At 36.6% G+C, this 19,840-nt stretch carries 11 protein-coding genes and 2 tRNA genes; 10 read left to right on the top strand and 3 right to left on the bottom strand.

All coding sequences use genetic code 11. The annotated features are described in order from the left end of the window. Positions 1 to 62: 62 nt before the first annotated feature. From rho to prwr041_RS01060, 3 genes are all read right to left on the bottom strand, one after another. Positions 63 to 2,045 (bottom strand): transcription termination factor Rho, encoded by a 1,983-nt coding sequence (gene rho / locus prwr041_RS01070; RefSeq protein ID WP_207154497.1) that lies wholly within the window; start codon positions 2,043 to 2,045, stop codon positions 63 to 65. Positions 2,046 to 2,209: 164 nt separating this feature from the next. Continuing rightward, complete coding sequence (rpsA, locus tag prwr041_RS01065) at positions 2,210 to 3,991, bottom strand: 30S ribosomal protein S1 (RefSeq protein WP_207154496.1); 1,782 nt, start codon at positions 3,989 to 3,991, stop codon at positions 2,210 to 2,212. A gap of 1,343 nt (positions 3,992 to 5,334) precedes the next feature. Next, positions 5,335 to 9,792, bottom strand: coding sequence for a translocation/assembly module TamB domain-containing protein (locus prwr041_RS01060; protein WP_237072272.1), 4,458 nt, complete (start codon positions 9,790 to 9,792; stop codon positions 5,335 to 5,337). Positions 9,793 to 10,019: 227 nt separating this feature from the next. On the opposite strand from prwr041_RS01060, the gene prwr041_RS01055 reads away from it, so the two are divergent. The 10 genes from prwr041_RS01055 to prwr041_RS01010 all read left to right on the top strand — a co-directional run bounded on the left by prwr041_RS01055 (position 10,020) and on the right by prwr041_RS01010 (position 19,791). Next, positions 10,020 to 11,369, top strand: coding sequence for a Na(+)-translocating NADH-quinone reductase subunit A (locus tag prwr041_RS01055; protein ID WP_207154495.1), 1,350 nt, complete (start codon positions 10,020 to 10,022; stop codon positions 11,367 to 11,369). Between the two features lie 23 nt (positions 11,370 to 11,392). Continuing rightward, on the top strand, positions 11,393 to 12,553 hold the full coding sequence (locus prwr041_RS01050) for an NADH:ubiquinone reductase (Na(+)-transporting) subunit B (protein ID WP_207154494.1): 1,161 nt from the start codon (positions 11,393 to 11,395) through the stop codon (positions 12,551 to 12,553). An 8-nt stretch (positions 12,554 to 12,561) separates the two neighbouring features. Further along, entirely contained in the window at positions 12,562 to 13,422 is an 861-nt protein-coding gene (gene nqrC / locus prwr041_RS01045; RefSeq protein WP_237072271.1) for an NADH:ubiquinone reductase (Na(+)-transporting) subunit C, read from the top strand. A gap of 17 nt (positions 13,423 to 13,439) precedes the next feature. Continuing rightward, positions 13,440 to 14,075 carry an NADH:ubiquinone reductase (Na(+)-transporting) subunit D gene (locus tag prwr041_RS01040; protein ID WP_207154493.1) on the top strand — a complete coding sequence of 212 codons (636 nt, stop codon included), beginning with the start codon at positions 13,440 to 13,442 and terminating at the stop codon, positions 14,073 to 14,075. A 21-nt stretch (positions 14,076 to 14,096) separates the two neighbouring features. Next, the gene (gene nqrE, locus prwr041_RS01035; RefSeq protein ID WP_207154492.1) at positions 14,097 to 14,723 is read left to right on the top strand and encodes an NADH:ubiquinone reductase (Na(+)-transporting) subunit E; all 627 of its coding nucleotides are present in this window, start codon (positions 14,097 to 14,099) and stop codon (positions 14,721 to 14,723) included. Positions 14,724 to 14,740: 17 nt separating this feature from the next. Then, positions 14,741 to 16,009 carry an NADH:ubiquinone reductase (Na(+)-transporting) subunit F gene (nqrF, locus tag prwr041_RS01030; protein ID WP_207154491.1) on the top strand — a complete coding sequence of 423 codons (1,269 nt, stop codon included), beginning with the start codon at positions 14,741 to 14,743 and terminating at the stop codon, positions 16,007 to 16,009. Between the two features lie 111 nt (positions 16,010 to 16,120). Continuing rightward, a complete protein-coding gene (gene htpG / locus prwr041_RS01025) occupies positions 16,121 to 18,175 on the top strand; it encodes a molecular chaperone HtpG (RefSeq protein WP_207154490.1) in 2,055 nt (684 codons plus the stop codon). Positions 18,176 to 18,292: 117 nt separating this feature from the next. Continuing rightward, a tRNA-Arg gene (locus prwr041_RS01020) sits at positions 18,293 to 18,366 on the top strand. Between the two features lie 26 nt (positions 18,367 to 18,392). Next, positions 18,393 to 18,466, top strand: a tRNA-Arg gene (locus prwr041_RS01015). A 797-nt stretch (positions 18,467 to 19,263) separates the two neighbouring features. Then, positions 19,264 to 19,791, top strand: coding sequence for an RNA polymerase sigma factor (locus prwr041_RS01010; protein WP_207154489.1), 528 nt, complete (start codon positions 19,264 to 19,266; stop codon positions 19,789 to 19,791). The last annotated feature ends 49 nt before the right edge of the window (positions 19,792 to 19,840 follow it).

Below are 19,840 nucleotides of genomic sequence, written 5' to 3'. Positions count from 1 at the left end.
AAGTGCAAATTATATAGGTTCATAACCTGATAATTTGCACTTTTTTTATATTTGTACTTTTTCTATGAGTTCATAGAAAGAAGAAATTCGTCATTATTTCTTGTATGAACCATCTTGTCATGAATAGAATTCATTGCTTCTATAGGGTTCATGTCGCTAATATACTTACGTAATATCCACATTCTATCAAGAGTAGTCTTTTCCTGCAATAAGTCATCACGTCTAGTGCTTGATGCAACAAGGTTGACAGCTGGGAATATTCTCTTATTACTTAATGAGCGGTCAAGTTGCAATTCCATATTACCTGTACCCTTGAATTCCTCGAATATAACCTCGTCCATTTTGCTACCGGTATCTATAAGGGCTGTTGCTATTATGGTAAGCGAACCGCCACCTTCTATATTTCTTGCAGCACCGAAGAATCTCTTTGGTTTTTGCAATGCGTTAGCATCAACACCACCAGTCAATACCTTTCCACTTGCAGGGCTTACTGTATTGTATGCACGTGCAAGACGCGTAATAGAATCAAGGAATATAACAACATCATGTCCACATTCTACCATTCTCTTAGCTTTTTCAAGCACTATTCCTGCTATTTTTACATGTCTTTCAGCAGGTTCATCGAAAGTAGATGCTATAACTTCTGCGTTTACAGTGCGTGCCATGTCGGTAACTTCCTCAGGACGTTCGTCAATAAGAAGCATCATAAGATATGCTTCAGGATGATTTGCGGCAATAGCATTCGCAATGTCTTTCATGAGTATAGTCTTACCTGTCTTAGGCTGTGCAACTATGAGTGCACGCTGTCCTTTTCCGATAGGTGAGAATAAGTCTACGACTCTTGTAGAAAGGTTTGTTGTTGCTCTGTCTCCACAAAGAGTGAATTTCTCGTCAGGGAAGAGTGGGGTGAGGTGTTCAAATGGAATTCTGTCTCTTACCTCATTTGGATTTCTTCCATTTATTTGGTCAATGTTTGTAAGAGGGAAATATTTCTCGCCATCGTGAGGTGGTCTTACGTGGCATTGTATAACGTCACCTGTTTTAAGACCATATTTTTTTATAATATTCGTAGATACATATACATCATCAGGTGATGATAGATAATTATAATCACTTGAACGCAAGAAGCCGTAACCGTCAGGCATTACTTCAAGTACACCATTTGCAGTGATTAGATCTAGAAAATCAAATTTTTCTACATTAGTTGGCTCAGGTCTTTGGAAAATCTGTTGTACTGGTGTTGGTGCTGGTGCTGGTGCAACTGTTGTTGTAGGATTATCAAACATATCATAGTTTGGCACAACCCCCTGATCCTCTATAGGTAAGTCAACGACTGTTATGAAATCAGTTCCGTCAGCTGGATCTCCGTTCCAATAACCATCAGGACTTGTTGTTTCGATATTATCATCTTCAACATCTTTATTGTGGTCATTAATTTTTGCCTTTAGCTGATTTAAAAGCTCATTTTTCTCATTGTCGTCGTTATTGTCTTCGACAGAAGAAAACGCTGCTTCAGGAATAAAATCATTCTCATTATTATTTGAGAAGAGATCTTCTTGTTTTTCGGTCTCTATATTTTTATTGGGTTCACTATTGTCGTTGTATTCATCGGCATTAGTTGAATTATCATTTGTATTTTGTTTTGCAGCTTCAGCTGCAGCAATGAGTTCCAATTCCTTTTTAGACTTGCGTCCACGATGCTTAGGCATCTTAGCAAGAATTTCTTCAGGAGAAGGTTCATCTTCAATATCTTTAAATAATGGTTTTGAGTCTGTGGTTGTCATGTTTTTTTTCTTTAAATCTAAGTTTTCACCATCTTTGCCTTTAACTGTGTATATACGGTCCGTGTCTTTCTTGGCAATTCTGGTGCGTTTTCTTTTTGCTACAAGAGGATTCTTGTTACCTTCTTCTTCTGCCTGTTTATCAAGAATAGCATAAATCATGTCTTCCTGACTGAAGTCAGTTTTATAGTCAGCACCTAAATTCGTAGCGATGTCCTCCAATTCAGAGGCATCTTTAGATAATAATTCATCCTTGCTATACATATTATTGTATATGAAAATTTTTTGATTGAATAGAAATGTGTTTCACGAAGAGAAACACTGTTGTGTTAAAATTCTTTGCAAAGATAATATAATTTTTTGAAAGCACAAAAAAAGAGACGGCTTTTTTCAAGCCGTCTCCTTATTATTTTATAGAAGAATTTTAATTACTCTCCTTTTTCCATTTTTGCTTTAAGATCTGCAAGAACGTCAAGGTCACCAAGAGATGTACCTGCTGCTACATTATTAATTTGTGAAGCTTCGTTCTTGTGAGCTGTATGTTGCTTGTGAGCTGGTTTAGCTGTTGCAACTTCATCTTTGCCTTCTTCGAATGTGCGGCTGTGAGAAAGGATGATTCTCTTTGTTTCCTTTACGAATTCAATTACCTTGAATTCTAGTTCCTCGCCCTGCTGAGCCTGTGAACCATCTTCCTTAACTAGGTGTTTAGGAGTTGCGAAACCTTCACCACCCTCATTAAGAGTGATAACTGCACCTTTGTCCATCATCTGGGTAATCTTACCTGCGTGAACAGAACCTGGAGTGTAGATAGTCTCGTATGTATCCCAAGGATTCTCTTCAAGCTGCTTGTGACCAAGGCTCAAACGACGATTTTCCTTGTCAATATCAAGAACTAGAACGTCGATTTCTGCACCAACAGTTGTGAATTCAGAAGGATGCTTAACTTTCTTAGTCCAAGAAAGGTCGCTGATATGGATAAGACCGTCAACACCTTCCTCAAGTTCTACGAAGATACCGAAGTTAGTAAAGTTGCGAACCTTTGCTGTGTGCTTGCTTCCTACAGGGTACTTAGTTTCAATAGCCTCCCAAGGATCTTCCTTAAGCTGCTTGATACCAAGACTCATCTTACGCTCGTCGCGGTCAAGAGTCAAAATAACTGCTTCAACCTCGTCGCCTACGTGCATGAACTCTTGAGCTGAACGCAAATGCTGGCTCCAAGACATTTCACTAACGTGGATAAGACCTTCAACACCTGGCTGAATTTCTACGAAAGCACCGTAGTCTGCGATAACAACAACCTTGCCCATAACATGGTCACCAACCTTAAGGTCAGCATTAAGAGCATCCCAAGGATGTGGTGTGAGCTGCTTCAAACCAAGAGCGATACGCTTCTTTTCCTCATCAAAGTCAAGGATTACAACGTTAATCTTCTGGTCAAGAACAACAACCTCATGAGGATCGCTTACGCGGCCCCAAGAAAGGTCTGTAATATGTATAAGTCCGTCTACACCGCCAAGGTCAACGAATACACCGTAAGATGTAATGTTCTTAACAGTACCCTCGAGTACCTGCCCCTTTTCAAGGTGAGAGATAATTTCTTTTTTCTGTGCTTCCAACTCAGCCTCAATAAGAGCCTTGTGAGAAACAACAACATTGCGGAATTCCTGATTGATCTTTACGACCTTGAATTCCATTGTCTTGCCTACGAATACATCGTAGTCACGTATTGGATGAACGTCAATCTGACTTCCTGGAAGGAATGCTTCAATACCGAATACGTCAACAATCATACCGCCCTTAGTACGGCACTTGATATAACCCTGAATGATTTCCTCATTCTCAAGAGCTGCGTTAACTTCATCCCAACTCTTGTTAAGGCGAGCTTTACGGTGAGAAAGTACCAACTGACCTTTTTTGTCCTCTTGGTTCTCTACGTAAACTTCAACCTTGTCACCTACTTTGAGGTCTGGGTTGTAACGAAATTCTGATGCAGGAATGATGCCATCGCTCTTATAACCGATGTTAACAACAACTTCCTTTTTGTCAAGGGCAATAACTGTTCCCTCAACTACCTGATGCTCCTGAATTTTGTTCAGGGTTTCGTCGTAAGCTTTCTCTAAATCTAGCTTCTCAACGTTTGCGCTTGAACCATTCTCAAATTCGTCCCAATTGAATTCAGCTAATGGCTGTACGTTCTTTAAATCTGACATGTAAATAATAAATTTTTAAAAATTAATAAAGTTGGACTTTATGTTAAATGAGGCAATCCCATATATTATGGGGTCGCTCGAAATCGCGTGCAAAGGTACATCTTTATTAATAAATTGAATTCTTAATCAATAGCTTTTCTTTGTAGTTTATTGTTATTTAACATTTTTAGAGTATTTTGTTATTTGATTTGTGCTCATGTTATTATATACAACCAATTTATAATGCTCTGAAGAGAGGCATACCATTCCCTGTAGTTACGACTATTTTTTAATATTTTTTGGTTCATCGATAATTTATAAGAGGGGAATATACTCTATTAATGGGCTTGGAAATGTTATGAATGACAACTTGTTTAATAGCAAAACCTATTCCGGCTAAAGGCATAAGATTAGCTACATCAAGCTACGTTCTAACTGCATCAACTTGTGTCGTTTTAAGAATCGGATGTATTCTATGTGTGAATTTGTCAAAGAACCGTTGGCTGCATCTGAGGAACTGAGGATGTGAAAATAGATTCAGTAAACGAAAACAGAATTTTCAAGCTTGTTTAAATGTTCTGCCGAATTCCACTGAATTCTCGGCAAAGATACTGCAAGGTTTTCATTCATGCAATGAAATCAAGTTTGAGCTGTTAGCCAAAGTTTCAATTGCTAGTGCTACACACTATAAATACGCACACGCACACACACACTCTGGATTTTCTGAAAAACAAGTGTAGAAGTGTCTATCATTTAAACATCAATTAGTTAAACTCTTTTTCGAGTATAATCAAGTGACGGTGATATGTTGGTAAAATCCAAATGAGGATTTTCATCATCTTCTAATGCACTTTGTTGGTAAACCTGAAGGCAATTCGTGTTACTTTACCGAGTGATAAGGCCCTAATCACTCGGTAAAACAACGTAAAACGCAATGCGTTTCTATGTGGAAACGAGTGGTGTTTCTATATAGAAATGTATGTAAAACTTGATATTTCACTGTCACATCACTGTCATTTAATATTTCTTAGAATGGATGATAACATGTTGATATTCATCACGTTGACATTTCGACACTAGTATTTTTATAACTCCTAAGTGCGCGCGCGTATGTACATTAATATATAGAGAGAAATAGAGAACGTAGCTAGGACGTAGCTTATCGTAGCTAAATAGACCTAACTACGTATCGTCAATCCCTCTGTTTATAGGCTTTGTGAGCGACGACGTAGCTTCCGTAGCTAAAAATACGATAAAACACAGGGATGGCAGCCAAAATGTACGAAAAATATCTATTTCTTATTGTTAGGCACTAATGAACTCTACAAGGTTGTAAAGTGTTATCATTTAATAATGATCTAGTATTATTTCTTTTGTTTTTTCTTTGTACCGAAAAGGTCCCAGAAGCCATTGAAATCTTTTTTCAGGATGAATCCAATACCTTGGGTGTTCAGACTGTTTCTTGTGAAATATCTGTCGTTTGTTTGATTGTACACTCTTATTGCAAGGTTACCGTTAGGATATAGTAGATATCTTAGGTCAAAGTCTCCGATGAAACTTGTTGTTGCGTTTGCATTGTCACGATATCCAAACTGCCCACTGAACTGCAATCTGTTATTTAGTAGTCTTCCACTCAACAGACCTTCATATTCTGCATTATTCCATCCCTCATCTCCTGTAGAAATGTTGGCACCGAAATTCCAATTAGTATTGTTTATTACACTGCTTAAAACATTATTGAGTTGTTGGCTCACAGTTCCACTGAGAATACTTTGCATAGCAAGGCTTGTCTGGCTTTGCTGAGTTGTACTTTCTGCGACTGCATTATTGTTGGTCTGTGTGTAGAAACGACCTATTGCTAATAGATACAACACCTGTTGGTTCATTTCTTCCTCGCTGTTTATCAGATTTAGTATCATCTGTTTTGCATCGTTGTTGACTGTAGGCATGTCAAGACCAAAATCAACTTTAGGATTAGAAGGTGTTCCTGTTATATTCATAAGACAGTTTACTCTGATGTTGTTATTTGAGAAACTGTTGCCTATTTTCAAGTCAGCGAGACTCACTCCCTGTACAGTGTACTGAGCTTTCAGATTTAGTGCTGCATCAAATGGGTCTCCTCCAAAACTTATAGTTCCACTAGGGGTGAACATAAAGTCTTTTTTTATTGCATTTTGTATAGTAAGTTTATATATACCGTGATCTATAAGGTAGTTGCCATAAAGGTCAAAACTTCCATTATTATAATATGCTGCTCGAAGTCCACCAGTGCCGTTAAGGGCAATATAATCTCCTGTATTCTGGTCCATTATAAGTTTTACAGTAGCTTCGGGTGTCATATTGATAAGGAAATTAATATGCATATCTGTAGGAATATCAATATCCTTAGTGCTATCAGTTTTTTCTTTTATACTCAATGCTGCATTAACGCTGTCGCGATTTGTCCAGTGAATAAATTCATTTTTACTTATAGATGTAGGACTTGATACGTTGTAAACGATTTGACTGCCTTTATTAGCGGTAGCTTTGACATCAATCGTTATGTCATTGTTTCTACCTTTTATATTACATGTACCTGTAGTATATGCCGTACCGTAAAATGAGTTGTCACCAAACTCATGTGTATCGTATGCAAGTAGGTTATGAGCGTTTATGCCTATATCGAAAGTAAGTTTTGTTAGATGCTGATGATGCAATGCTCCGCTTACAATTCCTATATGTTCATCTCTATCAGTAACAGTATCGTTTTGTAGATATATTTCATCTGGAACAGCATGAATATGGGCATTTCTTAAAGTGTAGTCTGTGTTAAGCGTGCTCATGTGTATGACACCATTTGCAATAAGGTCACCAGTGAGGTTTATTCTGTTTAATGGTCCCACAACTCTAACATTTCCACTTGCGTATGCATTTATGTTGCCCATAAAACTCCCGCAGAATTTTTTAAGGAATTCAATTCTCGTGCCGTCAGCAGTTATATTGAGGTCAATATTATTTTTTCTTGGCGATACGTATCCCTTTATAATTGTCTTAATTGGAATAATAGAATTGTTTATATACGTATTGCTTATTGTATCGTTGGCAGTTGCATCTATATCTATTTGCCCTTCACGATTATTCCAATTGGCATCAGCATATAATACACCCATACGACCGTTTTCAAACTTAAAATCTTCAACTCTAAGTTTTGCTGATGCATCAGGTTTGGCAAAAGCGCCAGCTATATAAGCTTTTCCAGATGCTTTTCCACTGAAATCAACTGAATGAAAATTCACAAGATTCAAGATATAACTTACGTCAACCTTCTTCAAATCAGCGATAACAGAATCTTTCTTGCTAGGTGTAGCTAATCCTGAAATTATTATATGCTGATTGTTGTGAGTAATAGCGAAATGATCTATAGTTATATGATTCTTTCTATATACGATGTCGCTAGGTTGTATATTCCAAATACTGTCTCCTATAATTATGTCTGAATGGTGCACATTGATGTGTGCTGTATTACCATATTCTGATTTAAAGAATTCTGTTTCTGTGTTAAGACTTCCTGTAAAATGCTTACCAGATAAGTTGTTCCATTTTATTATAGACTTGAGTTTGTTGTCAACAGCTGAAGCTTCAATGTTCCAAGCCAGTCCTTTACCATCTATAGATACTTTTTTAGCTTGGATCTCAGCCTTTAGAGAATCATTAGGCGAGGTAACCTTTATATAACCATTCTTGAATATATTGTTTCCAAAACTGAATGAAGGCATTTGAGCAACAAAATCAATTTGTTGTTTATGGTCATTTATGATAGCACTGAGTGTCGCAGGTTCTGCGATGTCTATATCAACACCGAAAATCTTATTGAGCCAGTCGCTCTTACTAATATAGGCATTGAAAGAAAAGTTGTTTGCTTTTTTAGCCAATCCGCGTTTTAATCCCATCAAAGATGGAAGTTTGCTGTGTATGATGTTTGTAATGCTGTTGAAAATTGTCGCATAGTCAAACTTACCTATAATGTCAGCTTGTCCAAAATCGCTGTTCATTGTAAGAAAGTGCTGCATATTGTCTTTTCCTGCATGTATCTCCATCGTATTAAGATGATATGCATCTTTAGGTGAACGCATGTCAAAGTCTGACAATACAATTCTTCCATCAGCATTATTGATGTTGCCTCCTATGAAGTTGGCGCTTAAATTAGCAGAGAACTCTGTAGAAGGGTAGGTGTCAATAAGTTTTAGAGCATTAGGATTGAAATGATCTATTGCTGCAGTTATATTGGCTTTTGTGATTTTGCCTAGTTTGCTCAAGTCTCCTTTTATAGCAATTTTGCCGTTAGGATCGTTGATATCTAGTTTGCCGTTAAAATGCATACCAGCTTTTTTCTTACTGAATAGTCCGTCTATATTTATATTTCGGTATGTGTACCTATTATATTCTATCTTTTCGATGTGTCCTTTAGCATCTATTTTTATATCATTTCCGTTTATATATCCGCCAGCATTAATTTTAGTGGCAACGATTCCTAGTTTATCATTGTTTATGATTTTGCCAACAGATATTCCATTTGTCTCAATATGTCCGCTGAAATTCTTTCCGTTTATACCCAAAGCTAGTTTAGCTGATCCTACATCAGTACGAACTATTCCTTTAGTAGCAACATCTTTTCCATATCCTCCAATAGCACCTTTAAAGACAATGTTTCCAAGTCTTGTTATTTCAATTGGAATATTAAGTTGCTTTCCTAAATTGTTGCTTATATATTTTATGCCATCACCTTTAAGGCTTAGGCTTCTTATATCAGCGACCCATCGAGGCTTTTTACTTTGCCAATTATTCAACGATCCGCCAGCATTGAGGAATATACTTCTGCCTATTATTCCTAAAGAGTGAATTCTTACAGAAGTACTTGTTCCGCTGATAGTTGTACTTATATCCAGTTTGTTACTGAAAGACTTTAATGCAGGAAGAAAACATGAAAAATCCGAAGGACGGATTGTTGACTGGTCAATACTTCCGCTATATTGCAGAGATGGAATCTGTAGTTCTTTGCCAAGGAAAGTATAAGTAGCAAGACAGTCACCAAGTCTAATTACAGTTCCTGGTAGCATTAATTCGAAATTATTTAATTCAGCTTGCTTTCTGTTAGCTATTATTTTTGTGGAAAGTGATACAATATTTAGTCCAGATGCATCCTTAAATGACATTTTTCTAATATTCAGGTTTATACTGTCATTTGTTAGCCGATTTAATATAATATGTGCGCTTATATCAGATAAATTTAGATGTTTAGGATCTAACTGACTGTATTTTTGCACGGCATCGTATTGATTATAAGTAAGTGCGCCGTTTCTTATTATGAGTGACCCAACTCTTAAATCAAGATTACTTTTGCTCTTTTTGTTTTTTGAAGCTAATGAATCAAGTGCAAACTGGTAGTTCGCTTTTGAATCAGCCGTCTGCTTATAAGCATTAATTTGTGAACCGAAAAGTTGTGCGGAAGTTATTGATATCTTTCCTTGAAACAGTTGTATGATATCTATTTTTACAGAAGCTCTCGAAGATTTTAAAAGTTTTTCGCCATGTTGGTCATATATCAATACATCGTCTATAATGACACGATTAAGAAATCCCAAATCAACATTGCCTATACTTACTTTTGTTCCAAGTTTATGAGCAAGTAAATCGCTCGCTTCAGAACCAATAATGCCCTTTACTGCTGGTAGATGAAGCAGTATAACTAATGTGAAATATAAACCGGCGATGGTCCATATTACAGTGTTGACGATATGTTTGAGTCTGTTCAGTTTGCCTTTTTTATTGAATTTATGTTGCAAAATTACATCAAATTTAGTTTATAATAGTAATAAAAGAACATTTTTTCTTTTATTTATGCTTATTTTTCACTAAATTTGCATCGAATGCTTGAGCACACCTGCAAAAATAAATATATTTTACGAAACGCTATAGTTATAGTGGTGAGGCAGTATAAATAATTTTGCTTTTATAAGTGGGCAAATGCGTTAACTAGAAAATAAGAAATAATCAACTTATAAAAGTATTTATGAAAAATGTAATTAAGTTACGTAAGGGCTTAGACATTAATCTAAAAGGAACAGCTTGCAAAGGAACTATTTCGATGCTAAAGAGTAAAGAATATGCTTTGGTGCCTGATAGCTTTTGTGGAGTTACTCCTAAGATTGTGGTGCATGAAGGTGATAAGGTAAAGGCTGGTGAAGCCTTGTTCGTAAGTAAACAGTATCCAGAAGTTAAATTTGCATCTCCAGTCAGTGGTACAGTTGAAGCTATACCAAGAGGTGAAAGGCGTAAGATCTTGTATGTTAAGGTTAGGGCTGATGAAGAACAGCAGTTTCTTGATTTTGGCTCTAAAGATGTTAACTTATTGGATGCAGAATCTGTAAGGAAAACTTTGTTAGATGCAGGTATTTTTGGATATATAAAACAATTACCTTATGCTGTTTCTACAACTCCAGACACAGTTCCTAAGGCAATTTTTGTTTCTGCATTTAGGGATATGCCTTTGGCGTCAGACTTTGAGGTAGAATTAGAAGGCAATGAAACTGATTTTCAAACAGGTTTGAATGCTCTTTCTAAAATTCAAAAAACATATCTCGGCATTAGTTCAAAGCAGACAGCTAAGGCTCTTGTTAATGCAGAGAATGTGGAAATAAATATTTTTGAAGGTAAGTGTCCTGCAGGAAATGTAGGTGTTCAGGTGAATCGCGTTTGCCCGGTTAACAAGGGTGAAGTCGTTTGGACAGTAGATCCTGCATGTGTAATTATTATAGGTAGATTATTTAATACAGGTAAGGTAGACTTACGTCGTGTTATTGCTGTTGCCGGAAGTGAAATAAAAGAACCGTCTTATATAGAGGCTCTTATAGGAACACCTTTATCTATTGTATTGCAAGGGAAACTTGCTAAAGAAGATCATATACGTATAATAAATGGTAATCCACTTACCGGCAAGAAAGCCACAATGGAAGACTATATTGGTGCTGCTACATCAGAAGTTACAGTTATACCTGAAGGTGACAATGTCGATGAATTTTTAGGTTGGATACTTCCACGTACGAAGGAGTATTCTACATCACATAGCTATTTCTCTTGGCTTTTTGGTAAACGAGAATATAATCTTGATGCACGAATAAAGGGTGGTGAACGCCACATGATTATGAGTGGAGAGTATGACAAAGTGCTGCCTATGGATATTTATGGAGAATATCTTATAAAGGCTATTATTGCAGGTGATATAGAGAAGATGGAGTTACTTGGTATTTATGAAGTTTCTCCTGAAGACTTTGCCCTTGCTGAATTTGTAGATTCTTCTAAGTTGGAATTACAGCACATTGTCCGTGAAGGACTTGATATGCTGAGGAAGGAAAATGCTTAAATAAAATAGTAATACGAATAATTATGAGTGCATTAAAGAAAATACTAGATAATATAAGACCAAACTTTGATGAAGGTGGCAAACTGCATGCTTTTAAAAGTGTGTATGACGGTTTGGACACATTCCTTTTTGTACCTAATACGACATCAAAGAGTGGAACAAATATTCATGATGCGATAGATTCAAAGAGAATAATGAGTATGGTTGTGATAGCTTTGCTGCCGGCTTTACTCTTTGGCATGTATAATATCGGTTATCAGAACTTTATGGCTGCAGGTACCTTGTCAACAGCTTCTTTCTGGTCGATATTCCTTTATGGTTTCATGGCTGTACTGCCAAAACTTGTAGTTTCATATGTTGTAGGCTTAGGAATCGAATTTGCCTGGGCGCAGTGGAAGAATGAGGAGATACAAGAGGGATATCTTGTTTCAGGAATTCTTATTCCGATGATTCTTCCTGTGAATTGTCCTATTTGGATAATGGTTATTGCAATCGCTTTTGCTGTGATATTTGCAAAGGAGATATTTGGAGGAACAGGAATGAATATATTCAACGTGGCATTAATTGCACGTGCGTTTTTGTTCTTCTCTTATCCTACAAAAATGAGTGGTGATAGTGTATGGGTTGCAAAAGATACAATCTTTGGACTTGGCAATCAGCTACCAGATGCTTTCACTTGTGCTACGCCGCTTGGTCAGATCTCTCAGAATATTAATGTGCCTTATAGTATGTTTGACATGTTTACTGGTTTTATACCAGGTTCTGTTGGAGAAACAAGTGTTATTGCAATAGCAATAGGTGCCATAATCTTGTTGTGGACTAGAATAGCTAGTTGGAAGACGATGCTCAGTGTTTTTGTCGGAGGTGGATTAATGGCATTATTGTTCTCTGCAACAGGAAGCTCACATATACCTTGGTATGAGCATATCATGCTTGGCGGTTTCTGTTTTGGTGCCGTGTTTATGGCGACTGACCCAGTTACTGGTGCACGTACAGAAGCAGGAAAGTATATCTATGGTTTCTTGATTGGAGCTATGGCAATAATAATAAGAGTTCTCAATGCTGGTTATCCAGAGGGAATGATGTTGGCAATATTGTTGATGAACATGTTTGCGCCACTTATTGACTATTGTGTTGTACAGAGCAATATATCAAAGAGAATGAAACGTTTAAAAACTAAATAATAACGGATATGGCAACAAAGAAATTCAGATGTAAAGTTTGTGGATATATCCATGAGGGCGACACTGCTCCAGAAAAATGTCCGATATGTCAATCTCCGTCTTCGGAATTTGAGGAGATAACGGAGAGTGGTGAAGAGAATGTTCATCATGCTGGTAAAAAGGGATTAAATACCAATGGTAATACATATACTATTATCTATTCATCAATAATAGTCGTCATCGTAGCTTTTTTAATGGCTTTTGTATTTCAAGCCTTAAAGCCTGCACAAGATGCAAATGTGGCTCTTGATAAGAAAAAGCAGATCCTTGCAGCATTGAATATCAGAGATATTTCTGACAAGCAGGCTGCCGATGAGTATGTTAAGGATATCACAGCGGATGCTATCATAGATGCTGCTGGAAAAACAGTAGCAAAGGGTTCTGAAGGTGGTGAAAAAAGTGGTTTTAAATTAAACAGTGCGGATTACAAGGCTGGTAAACTTGCTTTGTTTGTATGTAAGGTTAATGGGGAAACTAAGTATGTAATGCCTGTCTATGGTATGGGACTTTGGGGACCAATATGGGGCTATATAGCAGTTAATGCAGATAAAACAACTATTTTTGGTGCTTATTTCAATCATGAAAGTGAGACAGCAGGACTTGGTGCTGAAATAAAAGACAATATTGCATGGCAGGAGCAGTTCAAGGGAAAGAAAATTTTTAAGAATGGTTCTGATGATGTAGCTTTGTCTGTTCTTAAGAAGAGCGACGTTAAGGATCCAACGACACAATGCGATGGCGTTACTGGTGCCACTTTGACATCCAATGGCGTGAGCGCTATGCTTAAGGATTGTCTCTCAAAGTATAAAACATTTCTTAATGAAAAATAATAGGGAGGAATATAGATATGAGTAAACTGTTTTCAAAGGAGAACAAAGAGGTTCTAACAGGTCCGTTTAATGGAAATAATCCTATATTAGTACAGGTTCTTGGAATCTGTTCTTCTCTTGCGGTCACTTCGCAATTAAAACCTTCAATTGTTATGGGGCTTGCCGTAGCAGTAATCACTGCCTTTTCAAATGTTATTGTTTCTTTGATTCGTAAGACAATACCTAATCGTATTCGTATTATTGTTCAGTTGGTAGTTGTTGCTGCATTAGTAACAATTGTCAGTCAGATACTGAAGGCTTTTGCCTATGATGTAAGTGTTCAGTTGTCAGTGTATGTAGGTCTTATAATAACAAACTGCATACTAATGGGACGTCTTGAAGCTTTTGCTATGATGAACAAACCTTGGCCTAGTTTTCTTGATGGATTAGGAAACGGACTTGGTTATGCGTTGATATTGGTTGTTGTCGGTGCCGTGCGTGAACTTTTAGGACGTGGTACGCTACTAGGATTTACAATTATTCCGCAGTCAGCTTATGATGCCGGATACATTAACAATGGTATGATGACAATGCCTGCAATGGCATTGATACTTCTGGGATGTGTAATCTGGATACATAGAGCTTATTTTTATAAAGAAGAGGAAAATAAATAACAATACCTAAAAAGAAAGATTATGGAACATTTAATAAGTTTATTTTTCAGATCCATATTTGTGGACAACATGATTTTCGCATTCTTCTTGGGTATGTGCTCTTTTCTTGCCGTATCGAAGAATGTAAAAACTTCATTAGGACTAGGATTAGCCGTGACATTCGTGTTACTGGTCACAGTTCCTGTGGATTATTTGCTACAGGTATATGTCCTAGGTCCTGATTGTCTTATAGATGGTGTAGATTTATCATACCTAAGTTTTATATTGTTTATTGCTGTCATAGCCGGTATTACCCAATTAGTTGAGATGGCTGTTGAGAAATATTCGCCATCACTTTATGCTGCTCTTGGTATATTTCTTCCGCTTATCGCTGTGAACTGTGCTATTATGGGTGCGTCACTGTTTATGCAGCAGCGCATTAATCTCGATCCTTCAAACACACAATATATAGGTAATGTGTGGGATGCGATAGCTTATGCTGTTGGTAGTGGCTTAGGTTGGACACTAGCAATTGTCTCAATGGGAGCGATAAGAGAAAAAATGCAATATAGTGATGTGCCAAAACCTCTTCAGGGATTAGGCATTACTTTTATTACAGTTGGTCTTATGGCAATAGCAATGATGTGTTTCTCTGGTCTTAAATTTTAAAAGGGATAAATAATAATATGGGACAATTTATAATAGTAAGTATAGGAGTCTTCCTTGCTACAATTCTCCTCTTGGTCATAATGCTGCTTGTCGCAAAGAAATACCTTTCACCTAGCGGAAGTGTAGAAATCGTTATTAATGAAGATAAAAAATTATCCGTAAGTCAAGGTGACAGTTTGATGTCTACACTTAACGAAAATGGTATCTATCTTCCTTCAGCCTGCGGTGGAAAAGCTAGCTGTGGTCAGTGTAAAGTACAGGTGCTCGAAGGTGGCGGTGAAATATTAGATTCAGAACGTTCTCATTTTACGCGTAAGCAAATCAAGGAACATTGGCGTCTAGGATGCCAGTGCAAAGTTAACGGTAACTTGAATATTAAAGTGCCAGAGAGTATACTTGGAGTGAAAGAGTGGGAGTGTACCGTTATCTCAAATAAGAACGTAAGTTCTTTTATAAAGGAATTCAAAGTTGCGTTACCTCCAGGGGAACACATGGACTTTGTTCCTGGTTCTTATGCTCAGATTGCTATTCCTGCATACGATTGCATTGATTATGACAAAGATTTCGATAAGGATTTGATTGGCGATGAGTATATATCTGTATGGAAGAACTTTAATATTCTTTCGTTGAAAGCTCATAATCCAGAGCCTACTGTACGTGCGTATTCAATGGCAAATTATCCTGCAGAAGGTGATATCATAACTCTTACTGTACGTATTGCTTCAACACCATTCCTGCCACGTCCACAAGTTGGTTTCATGGATGTCCCTACAGGTATTGGATCTTCTTATATTTTCTCTCTAAAAGCTGGTGATAAGGTTAGAATGAGTGGTCCTTATGGAGATTTCCATCCTAATTTCACATCAGGTAAAGAGATGATATGGATTGGTGGAGGTGCAGGTATGGCTCCTTTGCGTGCGCAGATTATGCACATGACAAAAACTTTGCATACTACTGACAGAGAGATGCACTTCTTCTATGGTGCACGTGCATTAAGTGAAGCATTCTTCCTTGAAGACTTTTGGGAACTTGAAAAAGAATTTCCAAATTTCCACATGCACTTGTCTCTAGACCGTCCAGATCCCAAAGCCGATGCTGCAGGTGTTAAATATTATGCTGGATTTGCCGTTAATTGCATTCGTGATACATATCTTAAAGACCACGAAGCACCAGAAGATTGTGAGTATTATCTTTGTGGACCTCCAATGCTCATTAAGACAGTTACTGACTATCTTGACAGTCTTGGAGTTGAAAATGATGCTATTATGTATGATAACTTTGGATAATGACATACATAATTTAAATATAAGAAAGGAACTTACATTATTGTGAGTTCCTTTCTTTTTTGGCACACTCTTTGCATGATGTATCATGGAAAATTTTAAAAATATAATATTATGCAAAAAGGAAATATTGGGGTTACAACAGAGGATATATTCCCTGTTATTAAAAAGTTTCTCTATTCTGATCATGAAATCTTTCTTCGTGAAATGATTAGTAACGCTGTTGACGCTACGCAGAAAATAAAAACTCTTGCTGAAAAAGGTGATTTCAAGGGAGAACTTGGCGATTTGGCTGTTCGTATAACTTTGGATGAGGCTGCAAAGACCATTACTATAAGTGATAATGGTATTGGTATGACAGAAGAGGAGATTGATAAATATATCAATCAGATTGCTTTCTCAGGTGTTACAGACTTCCTTGACAAGTATAAAGATAATGCAAATGCTATTATTGGTCATTTTGGATTGGGGTTCTATTCTAGTTTCATGGTCAGTGACCGTGTAGACATAATCACTCGTTCTTACAAGGATGGTTCAAAGGGTGTTAAGTGGACTTGTGACGGTACTCCTTCTTTCGAAATTGAGGATGTTGAGAAAGATGGACGTGGTAGCGAGATTGTATTACATATAAGTGATGACTGCAAAGAATTCCTTCAGAAATCAAAGATCGAGGAACTACTCAATAAGTATTGTAAGTTTATGCCTGTACCATTGGTATTTGGTAAGAAGACTGAATGGAAAGATGGCAAACAGGTTGATACTGCTGAGGATAATGTTATCAATAGCATTGAACCACTTTGGACGAAAGCTCCTGCAAGTCTTAAAGACGAAGATTATAAGAAATTCTATAGCGAACTGTATCCTATGCAGGATGAACCATTGTTCTGGATTCATCTTAATGTGGATTATCCGTTTAATCTCACCGGTATTCTTTATTTCCCACGTATAAAGAATAATATTGAGTTGCAGCGCAACAAGATTCAGTTGTATTGCAATCAAGTTTTCGTAACAGATCAAGTTGAGGGTATTGTTCCTGAGTTCCTTACTTTGCTACATGGTGTTATTGATTCTCCGGATATTCCTTTGAATGTAAGTCGAAGCTATTTGCAGAGTGATGCTAATGTAAAGAAGATTTCTACTTATATCACGAAGAAGGTTGCTGACCGTTTACAGAGTATCTTTAAGGAAGATCGTAAAGGATATGAGGAAAAATGGGATAACTTGAAGATATTCATCAACTACGGCATGCTTTCACAGGAAGATTTCTATGATCGTGCTAAGGACTTTACATTGTTGAAGGATGTCGAAGGTAAGTATTTTACTTTCGAAGAATATAAGACTTTGATTAAAGATGAGCAGACAGACAAGGATGGTTATCTAGTTTATCTCTATGCAAACAACATGGAGGAGCAGTACACTTATATTGAAGCAGCAAAGAATAAAGGATATAATGTCTTATTGCTCGACGGTCAGTTGGATACTCCTATTGTCAGCATGCTTGAACAAAAACTTGAAAAGGTTCGTTTCACACGTGTTGATGCGGATATTGCAGATCGACTTATTGCTAAGGAGGAGACTAAGGAGAATAATCTTGGTGCCGATGACAGCAATAACCTTTCAAAGGTATTTAGTTCACAGATGCCACATCTTGAAAAGGCAGAATTTAATGTTGAGGTTCAATCTCTAGGCGAAAATAGTCAACCTGTAGTGATAACACAGAGTGAGTATATGCGTAGAATGAAGCAGATTAGTCAGTTCCAGCCGGGAATGAGTTTCTATCAGCAAATGCCTGATAGCTACACTCTAGTTCTTAACAGTGATCATTCTTTGGTTAAGAAAGTCCTTGATAACTGCAATAACAAAATCTCAGATGCTCTTAAACCTATTCTTAGTGAATTGAAAGGCTTGCAGGCACGTCTTACAGCACTGCATCAAAGTCAGTCTAGTAAGAAGCCTGAAGAGGTGACAAAAGAAGAGAAGGATGATTTGCAGAATACAGAGAAAGCAATAAACGAGCAGAAGACTAAACAGACTGAGATTATTTCTGAGTATGCAAAGGATGATGAAATAGTTCATCAGCTCATTGACTTGGCTTTGCTGCAGAACGGAATGTTGAAGGGACAGGCTCTCGATTCATTCCTAAAGCGTTCTGTTGATTTGATAAAGTAATTATGTGTTTAGTGCGAAAGTAATGCTTAAGAAATGTTAATGCAAAGAAATAACTTGATGTTATATTTCTTCATTTCAATTAAAAGCATTACTTTTGCACACGCAAATAAGAAATGAGGCTCCGTAGCTCAACTGAATAGAGCATCTGACTACGGATCAGAAGGTTCCGGGTTTGAATCCCAGCGGAGTCACATTCAATTGCAAAACTATAAAAAATGGCTCCGTAGCTCAACTGAATAGAGCATCTGACTACGGATCAGAAGGTTCCGGGTTTGAATCCCAGCGGAGTCACAAAAAGAGAAATTCTTTATTGAATTTCTCTTTTTTTTATATAAGACGTATTCCCATCTCTAACAGAATAATGTTTTAATGACACTTAATGTCACTCTCTCAACCCTTATAAACAAAGGGCTCATGACATTCTGACATTAGTGGTATAAAAAAGCTTTTAGTGGTAGAGTAGAGCATCTAATCATCTTGTTACTTTATATGTATGAATTGAAAAATTCAATACTGATGAACTAGATATATTGATCTTGAAATATTATGATTTATTTGGAACTGATATTCGTTATTCAAGCTAAATGATGATTTTACCTTTGATCCATTATAAATATTTGTTATTCATAATTTTATAGAGTAATGAGAGGCTTGATGATTTTAAAAATCGGTTATCTTCAAAACGGTATTAGTTTTAAAAGAAAACTTAGTTACAATATAGTTGAGTGATCATATTTATTTAGACGTAATAGATTGTGAAGAGTTAGTCTTAATTTAATATGAAATTTGGCAGTTGCTCTTAATTCAGCACGTAATAATTTGTCTCTTTTATTATTTCATGTGTGTTGTTTTTGGATTTTTGAATTCTCGTAAATATCAGACGATGTCTAAAATTTGTCTCAATTTGTTTGTTTTCTGTTACATACCATTTTATCTGGTATATCATATTCTTTTTCTGTTGTAACAAAATGTTATCGTTTTCATAATAATATGTTTCATTTAAACAGAATTAATGTTTTTAGGTTTTACGGGACAAAATATTTGTATTATCTTTGCGTAAATCAAAACCATTTTATAGGTTGGAATTTATGAAAGATACTAATGCCGAATTCAGTATAATCGCTGAATATTACTCTCAACATTACGAAGAGCTCAAAGCCTTTGTTGCTAAACGCTTGCTATATAGTGAGACTGCTGAGGACATTGTTCAGAATGTCTTCTTGAAGTTGATGTCTATAGATAGTATGGTCACTCCTGTTACATTACCAAGTCTAGTTTATACAACAGCTCGCAACTTGATATATGATTATTGGCGTCATCGTAAGTATGTTGACGAATATGAGCATTATGTAAAGCATTCAGGAGGAATGTTTGTAGGTGTCTCTTCAGATAATCCAATGTCGGTTTACTCCGTAAATGAGATCAATGAAATCTTGGAACACGGTATAACATCTTTGTCTGAACATCAACAAAAGATTTATCGTCTAAATATATATAATGGTATGAAAGTGTCTGAAATTTCCCAGACATTAGATATGAATTACAAAAGTGTTGAACATCGTCTTGGTTCAGCCCGTAAGGAGGTTAGGGAATATATACGCAAGGCTTTGGCCTAATGCGAACATAGTTTATATATATGTACATGAAAAAAGAGGTCTCGTTTTT

It is taken from the genome of Prevotella herbatica, assembly GCF_017347605.1.
GTDB lineage: Bacteria > Bacteroidota > Bacteroidia > Bacteroidales > Bacteroidaceae > Prevotella > Prevotella herbatica.
The sequence above is the reverse complement of the archived record's forward strand: the minus strand, read 5'-3'. Positions and strand labels throughout refer to the sequence as shown.